The 7,562-nt window shown below is 31.4% G+C and carries 7 protein-coding genes; 6 read left to right on the top strand and 1 reads right to left on the bottom strand.

The window, feature by feature from the left end; all coding sequences use genetic code 11:
• Window positions 1–44 precede the first annotated feature (44 nt).
• Window positions 45–998 carry an ABC transporter permease gene (locus tag ACRDDY_RS08635; RefSeq protein ID WP_438564550.1) on the top strand — a complete coding sequence of 318 codons (954 nt, stop codon included), beginning with the start codon at window positions 45–47 and terminating at the stop codon, window positions 996–998.
• A gap of 624 nt (window positions 999–1,622) precedes the next feature.
• Here ACRDDY_RS08635 and ACRDDY_RS08630 read toward each other — a convergent pair.
• The gene (locus tag ACRDDY_RS08630; RefSeq protein ID WP_438564549.1) at window positions 1,623–1,931 is read right to left on the bottom strand and encodes a bacteriocin immunity protein; all 309 of its coding nucleotides are present in this window, start codon (window positions 1,929–1,931) and stop codon (window positions 1,623–1,625) included.
• A gap of 550 nt (window positions 1,932–2,481) precedes the next feature.
• On the opposite strand from ACRDDY_RS08630, the gene ilvN reads away from it, so the two are divergent.
• Genes ilvN through ilvD form a run of 5 tightly spaced genes read left to right on the top strand, consistent with a single transcriptional unit; the run spans window position 2,482 to window position 7,550 of the window.
• Window positions 2,482–2,994 (top strand): acetolactate synthase small subunit, encoded by a 513-nt coding sequence (gene ilvN / locus ACRDDY_RS08625; protein ID WP_438564548.1) that lies wholly within the window; start codon window positions 2,482–2,484, stop codon window positions 2,992–2,994.
• Window positions 2,995–3,039: 45 nt separating this feature from the next.
• Window positions 3,040–4,299: a 3-isopropylmalate dehydratase large subunit gene (gene leuC, locus ACRDDY_RS08620; protein WP_438564547.1), complete on the top strand. Its 1,260-nt coding sequence runs from the start codon at window positions 3,040–3,042 to the stop codon at window positions 4,297–4,299.
• Between the two features lie 13 nt (window positions 4,300–4,312).
• Window positions 4,313–4,819: a 3-isopropylmalate dehydratase small subunit gene (gene leuD / locus ACRDDY_RS08615; protein WP_438564546.1), complete on the top strand. Its 507-nt coding sequence runs from the start codon at window positions 4,313–4,315 to the stop codon at window positions 4,817–4,819.
• A complete protein-coding gene (gene leuB / locus ACRDDY_RS08610) occupies window positions 4,809–5,888 on the top strand; it encodes a 3-isopropylmalate dehydrogenase (protein ID WP_438564545.1) in 1,080 nt (359 codons plus the stop codon). The genes leuD and leuB overlap by 11 nt, the downstream gene beginning before the upstream one ends.
• A gap of 3 nt (window positions 5,889–5,891) precedes the next feature.
• Window positions 5,892–7,550 (top strand): dihydroxy-acid dehydratase, encoded by a 1,659-nt coding sequence (gene ilvD / locus ACRDDY_RS08605; protein WP_438564544.1) that lies wholly within the window; start codon window positions 5,892–5,894, stop codon window positions 7,548–7,550.
• Window positions 7,551–7,562 lie beyond the last annotated feature (12 nt).

Here is a 7,562-nt window from a genome sequence, read left to right as displayed (position 1 = left end):
AAGTAGAAAATAAAACAGAAAATAATGTAAAGGAGGTAGTGTAGATGTTTGAAACAATAGAACAAATATTTCCTTATGCAATGGCATATATGGTACCACTACTTATTACAGCTTTAGGAGCATTATATTGTGAGAGAAGTGGAATTGTAAATATAGGATTAGATGGATTTATGATAGTAGGTTCATTTGCAGGAGCATTTACAATATCAGAATTACAAGGTAAATTTCCAGTAGGAAGTAACATGCATTTATGGATTGGACTTTTAGTAGCAGTAATAGTAGGAGCATTATTTTCATTATTACATGCATTTGCAAGTATTAACTTAAATGCAAATCAAGTAATAAGTGGAACAGCTATAAATATGATAGCTGGAGCATTAACAATATTTTTAGCAAGAAGTATAACAGGAAGCGGAAATATAGGAATACAAATGGGGTTTGTACCACAAGATATTCCAATATTATCAGAGATACCTGTAATAGGAATGTTATTTACTAACACATACCCAACAACATGGCTTGTTTTAGCAATAGTTTTATTAAGTGCTTTCATACTTTATAAAACAAGTTTTGGAATGAGACTTAGAGCATGTGGAGAACATCCACAAGCAGCAGCGGCAGCTGGAGTAAGTGTATTTAAAATGAGATATATAGGAGTAATGATTTCAGGAGGGCTTTCAGCACTTGGAGGAGCTATTATTATAGTAACTTATTCAGGAGAGTTTAATGGAAGCGTTGCAGGACTTGGATTCCTAGCACTTGCAGCACTTATATTTGGACAATGGAAACCACTTGGAATATTAGGAGCAACAATGTTCTTTGGATTTGCAACAACAATTGCAAATGTATCAGGTGCTATACCATCACTTGAGCAAATACCACCAGTTGCACTAAAATTATTCCCATATATAGTAACATTATTAGCACTTATAGTATTCTCAAAATCATCACAAGCACCAAAAGCCGCAGGAGAGCCATTTGATGCTGGAAAAAGATAGAGAAAGAATTAAGAGTTTAAAATTAAAAATTAAGAATTTTTCCACTAGCTAAGGCTAGTGGAATTTTTTGTGATTCAAGATTTATATTCAAAGTGGTGATTTAAAAAATCAATAGCTTGTTCGTAGTTTGTGGATAAAGTAAAGGTACTAATTAATAAACCTTTATGACCTGTGGATTTTATACAGGAATATGAGAATCTTCTATATGGATGTAGGCCTAGTTGTAATTGTTTTTTGAATTTTTTATAGTTAATTGAATGAATATATACATAAGGTATACCATTAACTTCTGTAAAAGAGTAGTTATCAAAAAGACTTACATCTAATGAATATTTTCCAAGTATAGAACTAGAAGTAATTTTATCTTTATCAAAAATAATAGAAGGAGGTTTTTTGATAAAAAACAAAATACTTTTAATGGAGAAAAATAAAGAAATAATAAAAAGGCAGATTATAAATAAAAAATAATATGGATTAAAAGTTATGAAGTTATGTGTTATATAGTATAAAATTAAGTAAATTCCTAGGACGATAGATATAGGGGAAAATAAACTTACAATAAATTTAAGCTTGTTAGGTTCAAAGGGAATTTCAACGTGATCCAATTTAATCAGTCCTTTCAGTCTAAAATAAGCTATTTAAGGGATATCGAATTCGTCCATTTAATCCAGCAACTTTTCCAATATCACATAGTTGAACTAATAAATTTTCTTCTTCAGGTGAAAGATGAATATGCTCATTAAATGTAGTGATATAGATATATCTTACTAATCTACTAATTAAAGGTGAGATTTGTTTACTATTTTGTGATTTAAGAGAATAGATTTTTTTATATACTTTTAATAAAGTTTCTTCAATAGGGTAAAGTTTAGGGTCTTTTCTACTTGCAAAGTCATTATATAGTAAGTGAATTAGTTCATTTGTATTAGCCATTTATTAAAACCTCCTAAAATATAAATAATTATGAAAATTATATATATAAAAGTTATGAATTGCAAAGAGCTTTAATTAATAAGATGATGGATGAAATAAGTTATATTTAGGTATGTAGCAGTTAAAGATATGAAGTAGTAGATAGATAAATATAGAATATAAAAAAATTATAAAATGAGATAAAAGTGTAGATTATTTAATGTAATCTATGCTTTTTTGTTGTTTATCTGATAGCTAGTGCCCGTAAATTTCCCCATCTTATATAAGTGGAGGAAAACGGGCACACGCTCCTAGATAAATTCGACTAGAGATTCAGATGGAGTTAGCACTCCACCTGAATCAAGTCTCATTTTATAAATACAAAAAAGATTATTTGTAAGAGAAGATAGAAAAAATTGACAACTGTATTTTGTAAGAGTAGAATCGTATAAAAGAATAAATGGTAAAAAAAGTAAGTTAAATTTTATCATAAATATAAAGGTATAAGAGGAAATAGGAAATCATATTATTTTAATTAAAGATTTTAAGTTAGTTAAAAAGGGGGCAATTTATGAAGAGGCATGTGTTAGCAGTTTTAGTTAGAAATTCATCGGGAGTTTTAAGTAGAGTGGCAGGACTCTTTTCAAGAAGAGGATACAATATAGACAGTCTTACAGTAGGAAAAACTGAAAATCCTAATATATCAAGAATGACTATAAGTTTAAATGGTGATGATGATGTTCTTGAGCAGTTTGAAAAGCAAATAACAAAGCTTGAGGAGATTATAAGTGTTGAAAATTTAAAGCCAGATAAATCAGTTTATAGGGAATTAGTTTTAATTAAGGTCAAGGGAACTGCTGAAAATAGAGGAGCTATAAATGAGGTTGTAAAGATATTTAGAAGCAAGATAATTGATATTTCTAAAGATACTTTAACTATTGAGCTGACTGGGGATGAAAGCAAGATAGAAGCACTTATTAAGCTTATGGATGAGTATGGAATTGAAGAGGTTGTAAGAACTGGAATTACAGCTCTTGAAAGAGGCGATACAACTATCACTAAGAAGGATGATTTTAGAATCTAGGGTTAGATTTTAGATAAGCAGTAATGTAAAAAGGGGGAATGAAAATTGGGGATGACTATGACACAAAAAATATTAGCAAAGCATGCAGGATTAGATAGTGTAAAAGCAGGAGAGCTAATAGAGGTAGATTTAGATTTAGTTCTTGGAAATGATATTACTACTCCAGTTGCTATAAATGAGTTTAAAAAGTTTGGAATAGATAAAGTTTTTCATAAAGGAAAGATAGCAATAGTTCCAGATCATTTTGCACCAAATAAAGATATGAAAGCAGCAGAGCAATGTAAGTGTATAAAGAAGTTTTCAAGGGAAAAAAATATAAAAAATTATTTTGAAATAGGACAAATGGGGATTGAACATTGCCTTATTCCTGAAAAGGGATTAGCAGTTTCTGGGGATGTGATTATAGGAGCAGATTCCCATACTTGTACTTATGGTGCACTTGGAGCTTTTTCAACTGGAATTGGTTCAACTGATATGGCAGCAGGAATGGCAACAGGAAAGTGCTGGTTTAAGGTACCTAAAGGAATAAAGTTTGTTCTTAAAAATAAGAAGACTAAATGGGTGTCAGGAAAAGATATTATACTTCACATTATTGGAATGATAGGTGTTGATGGAGCATTATATAAATCTATGGAATTTGTAGGTGATGGAATTAAAGATTTATCTATGGATGATAGATTTACTATGACTAATATGGCTATTGAAGCAGGAGCTAAAAATGGAATTTTTGTAGTTGATGAAAAAACTATTGAATATATGAAAGAGCATACAAAAAAAGAGTGGACAATCTATGAAGCAGATGAAGATGCGATTTATGAAGAAACTTATGAAATAGATTTAAGTCTTGTAAGACCAACTGTTGCTTTCCCACATTTACCAGATAACACAAAAACTATAGATGAAGTTTCTGACATAGAAATTGACCAAGTTGTTATTGGTTCATGTACTAATGGAAGAATTTCAGATTTAAGAATAGCAAGAGATATACTAAAAGGAAATAAGGTTCATGAAAATGTTAGATGTATTGTATTTCCTGGAACTCAAAAAATATATTTAGATGCAATAAAAGAGGGGATTATTACAGATTTAATAGAATCGGGAGTAGCAGTTTCAACGCCAACTTGCGGACCTTGTTTAGGTGGTCATATGGGTATATTGGCTAAGGGAGAGAGATGTGTTTCAACAACAAATAGAAATTTTGTAGGAAGAATGGGACATGTTGAATCAGAAATATATTTAGCTAGTCCAGCAGTTGCAGCGGCATCAGCTATTAAAGGGAAAATATTTAATCCAGAGCTAATATAAAGGGGGCATAAAAATGAAGGCAAAGGGATTAGTTTTCAAGTATGGGGACAATGTTGATACAGATGTTATTATTCCAGCTAGATATTTAAATACATCTGACCATAAGGAACTTGCAAAACATTGTATGGAAGATATTGATATAGATTTTATTAAAAATGTTAAAGAGGGAGATATTATTGTTGCAAATAAGAATTTTGGATGTGGGTCATCAAGAGAACATGCACCAATAGCTATAAAAGCAGCCGGAATAAGTTGTGTTATAGCATCAACATTTGCAAGAATATTTTATAGAAATGCAATAAATATAGGACTTCCAATTTTAGAATGTGATGAAGCAGCAAAAAAAATTGAGAAAGATGATGTTGTGGAAGTAGATTTTAATACTGGAGTTATAAAGAATGTAACTAAGAATGAAGAATATAAAGGTGAGGCATTTCCAGAGTTTATGCAAGAAATAATAAATTGTAATGGACTAATAGGATATATCAAGAAAAAGGAGGAGAGGGAAAGTGGAGTTTAAGATAGCTGTTATTCCAGGAGATGGAATAGGACCAGAAGTTGTAGATGAGGGACTTAAAGTTTTAAATAAAGTTGGTGAAAAGTTTAATCATAAATTTAACTATACATTCCTTCAGGCAGGTGGATGTGCAATTGATGCTTATGGAGTTCCATTACCACAAGATACACTAGAGAAATGCAAAAAAAGTGATGCAGTCATAATGGGAGCAATTGGTGGAATAAAGTGGGACAATCCAAGCTCAAAGATAAGACCAGAACAAGCAATTTTAGGATTAAGAAAAGGACTTGGATTATATTGTAATTTAAGACCGGCTGTTCTTCATAAAGCATTAAAAGAAGCATCGCCTTTAAAGGATTCTATTATTGGTGATGGAATTGATGTTCTTGTAGTTAGAGAGTTAACTGGAGGAATTTACTTTGGAGATAGAGGACTAGCTTTTGTAAATGGCGTAGAAGAAGCTTTTGATACATTGAAATATAATGAAAATGAAGTAAGAAGAATAGCAAAGCTTTCTTTTGAAGCAGCTATGAAAAGAGATAAAAGATTAACTAGTGTAGATAAAGCAAATGTTTTAGATTCTTCAAGATTATGGAGAAGAATTGTAGAAGAAATAGCAGAGGATTATCCAGAAGTCCATTTAAGTCATATTTATATAGATAATGCAGCAATGCAATTTGTAAAAAATCCAAAGCAATTTGATGTAGTTCTAACTGATAATATGTTTGGAGATATTTTATCAGATGAAGCTAGTATGATAACAGGTTCAATAGGAATGTTACCATCTGCATCTTTAGGTGATAATAGTTTTGGATTATATGAGCCTATTCATGGAAGTGCACCAGATATTGCAGGAAAAGGAATTGCAAATCCTCTTGCAACAATACTTTCTATTTCTATGATGCTTAAGTATACATTTGGGCTTGAAGAAGAAGCAAAAACTATTGAGGAAGCTGTAACAAATGTATTAGAAAATGGGTATAGAACAGCAGACATCTTTAGTGAAGGAATGGAAAAAGTAGGTACAAAAGAAATGGGGGATTTGGTTATAGAGAAAATTATGGGGGAATAAAATATGAGAAGTGATAGAGTAAAAAAGGGTGTAGATAAAGCACCTCATAGATCATTATTCAAAGCAACAGGATTAACTGATGATGAAATAGATAGACCTTTAATAGGTATAGTTTCAGCACAAAATGATATTATTCCAGGACATGTACATTTAAATACAATAGTTGAAGCCGTTAAAAAAGGAGTTCTTTCAAATGGTGGAACACCTCTAGTATTTCCTGTAATAGGAGTATGTGATGGAATTGCTATGGGGCATATAGGAATGAAATATTCTTTAGCAACAAGAGAGCTTATAGCAGATTCTATAGAATGTATGGTAAATGCTCATGGTTTTGATGCATTAGTGTTTGTACCAAACTGCGATAAGATAGTTCCAGGTATGATAATGGGCGCATTAAGAATGAACATTCCATCAATCTTTATAAGTGGTGGACCTATGCTTGCAGGAAAAGTTAAGGGAAAGGATATTTCATTATCAACTATGTTTGAAGCTGTTGGAGCTTTTGAATCTGGAAAAATAAATAAAGAGGATTTCTGTGATATGGAAAATAAGGCATGCCCAACATGTGGTTCATGCTCAGGTATGTTTACAGCAAATTCTATGAATTGTTTAACTGAAGTTTTAGGACTTGGGTTACCTGGAAATGGAACAGTACCAGCAGTATATTCAGAAAGAATAAGGCTTGCAAAGATGGCAGGAAAAGCTATTATGAAGCTTTTAGAAAAAGATATAAAACCAAAAGATATTGTAACAGAAAAATCTATAAAGAATGCTTTAACTGTTGATATGGCCCTTGGATGTTCAACAAATTCAGTACTTCATTTAACTGCAATATCAGCAGAGGCAGGAGTAGAAATGAATTTAGATATTATAAATGAAATATCAGAAAAAACACCAAATCTTTGTAGACTTGCACCAGCGTCTGATACACATATTGAAGATTTATATTGGGCAGGTGGAATAACTGCTGTTATGAATGAATTATCTAAAAAGGGACTAATAGAAGAAGAGTGTATAACAGTAACAGGTGAAACTCAAGGTGAAAATATAAAGGAAGTTAAAGTTAGAAATTATAATGTTATAAAAAATATAGAAAAACCATATAGTGAAACAGGAGGAATTAGAGTATTAAGAGGAAATATTGCTTTAGATGGTGCTGTTGTTAAAAAGTCAGCAGTAGTTCCTGAAATGCTTAAGCATGAAGGAATAGCTAAAGTATTTAATTCTGAAGAGGAAGCTATAGAAGGAATTAAGTTAGGAAAAATAGTTTCAGGAGATATAGTTGTAATAAGATATGAAGGGCCAAAAGGTGGACCAGGAATGAGAGAAATGCTTTCACCAACTTCAGCAATTGCAGGAATGGAACTTGATAAGAGTGTTGCATTAATAACTGATGGTAGATTTAGTGGTGCTACAAGAGGGGCAGCAATAGGACATGTATCACCAGAGGCAGCAGAAGGTGGATTAATAGGATTAATAGAAAATGGGGATAAAATTTCTATTGATATTATTGAAGGAAAGTTAGAACTTAAGGTTTCAGAAGAAGTTTTAAATGAAAGAAGAAAAAACCTTATAATGCCAGAGCCAAAAATAAAAACTGGGTATTTAAGAAGATATTCTAAATTAGTAAGTTCAGCAAGTGCTGGAGCAGTATTTAAGTAAGAAGGGAGAGTA

Origin of the sequence: Clostridium sp. (assembly GCF_051656525.1) — a bacterium.
In the GTDB taxonomy this organism is placed as follows: Bacteria; Bacillota; Clostridia; order Clostridiales; family Clostridiaceae; genus Clostridium.
This window is presented reverse-complemented; position numbering and strand designations above follow the sequence as displayed.

Coding starts and splice junctions, on each gene's coding strand:
- ilvN (WP_438564548.1), top strand. CDS start 2,482: ATGAAGAGGCATGTGTTAGCAGTTTTAGTTAGAAATTCATCGGGAGTT.
- ACRDDY_RS08630 (WP_438564549.1), bottom strand. CDS start 1,931: ATGGCTAATACAAATGAACTAATTCACTTACTATATAATGACTTTGCA.
- ilvD (WP_438564544.1), top strand. CDS start 5,892: ATGAGAAGTGATAGAGTAAAAAAGGGTGTAGATAAAGCACCTCATAGA.
- ACRDDY_RS08635 (WP_438564550.1), top strand. CDS start 45: ATGTTTGAAACAATAGAACAAATATTTCCTTATGCAATGGCATATATG.
- leuD (WP_438564546.1), top strand. CDS start 4,313: ATGAAGGCAAAGGGATTAGTTTTCAAGTATGGGGACAATGTTGATACA.